1 protein-coding gene is annotated in these 1,199 nt (G+C 38.1%); it reads right to left on the bottom strand.

What is annotated here, in order from left to right:
• Positions 1-319: 319 nt before the first annotated feature.
• Complete coding sequence (locus NFS18_RS19295) at positions 320-889, bottom strand: helix-turn-helix domain-containing protein (RefSeq protein ID WP_251393192.1); 570 nt, start codon at positions 887-889, stop codon at positions 320-322.
• Between the last annotated feature and the right edge of the window lie 310 nt (positions 890-1,199).

The raw sequence follows: 1,199 nt of genomic DNA, 5'->3' as shown, positions 1-1,199 counted from the left end.
GGCACTTTCATTATACAACACACGGAATCGAGGTGTCTTTCTTTTATGCAAAATCACGAACTTGCTCATTTATAGTAAAGAATATAACTTCATTCTGCCGCACGACGGCAAAGAAAAATTGCAATGCGGTACTGCACAACGAAGCGTGCGACGCTCATAGAGAGCTTCGTACACATATCCTATAAAAAACTTGCATATAGGTGTCTGAGGAAAATTTAATAGAAAAAACATGAAAAAGGCACTGAAAACCGTTGGATTATTGGTTTTACAGTGCGTTTTCTTTTGCCCAAGAGGAAAAATGCAGTGAATTTAAGTTTTGTTAAGTTTCACTGAGTTCTGATTTTACAGAGTGCCATTGTTTCTTAGGTTCATATTTTCCACAACCATCGCAAGTCTGTGGCCAGTTGATTTTCCATTCAAAATATTCATCTCTGGTAATCTCACCGGATTTCAGTTCATCCATCCGAACCACCCATTCTTTCAAAAAATCATTCAGAACTCCATAGTCAAACCACATACAGACAGGAGCATGGGCAGGCCAGCTATCATTGTCATGGTAGTAAACGGAAGTGTCGGCTACTTCATTGCATTTTTCACCGGGAAATCTCCGAGGGAGAAACAGATGCAGGGCAGATGGATTAAATTCATCCAGCCAGAAAAGCAGTTCCATCATTTCGGAAGCGTCACGCCCAGCGGTATCATAGAGGGTATAAGGGTTGACATCAAGAGCCGTAGCCATTTTATCAACCAGATCTTTTTTGGGAACACGAACGCCTTTTTCATATTGTACAATTCTATGCTGATCGGTCAGTCCGATCTTCTCTGACAGTTCTTTTTGTGTCATTTTCCGGAATGTCCGGATTTTTTTTAGTTTCAGATTAAAATTCATAAAGTCACCTCTGCATTAGTCCTGATAAACATTCATTGAAGATAGTAAAATCAAGAAATGAATAACTATTTGTCCATATTATAACACAAACTAGCAGAAAATCAATAAAAAAGAGTACAAAAAAGAACCTAAAACGCATGAAGTGCTATTGACATTAGCAGTAACGGGGGATATAATGGCATTAAATCGAAATAGGTACAAAAATGTATACCTACAAGACTTTTGATTGTTGAACCTTGCTACGAAAATAAAACTCGTAGCCAAGAACTGAACCTTGACAACAAATGTTTTCAACAATCATGGAAGCATC

This window comes from Mediterraneibacter agrestimuris, assembly GCF_943193195.1.
In the GTDB taxonomy this organism is placed as follows: domain Bacteria; phylum Bacillota; class Clostridia; order Lachnospirales; family Lachnospiraceae; genus Schaedlerella; species Schaedlerella agrestimuris.
Note: the sequence above shows the minus strand (reverse complement) of the source record. Positions and strands in the feature narration are given on the sequence as shown.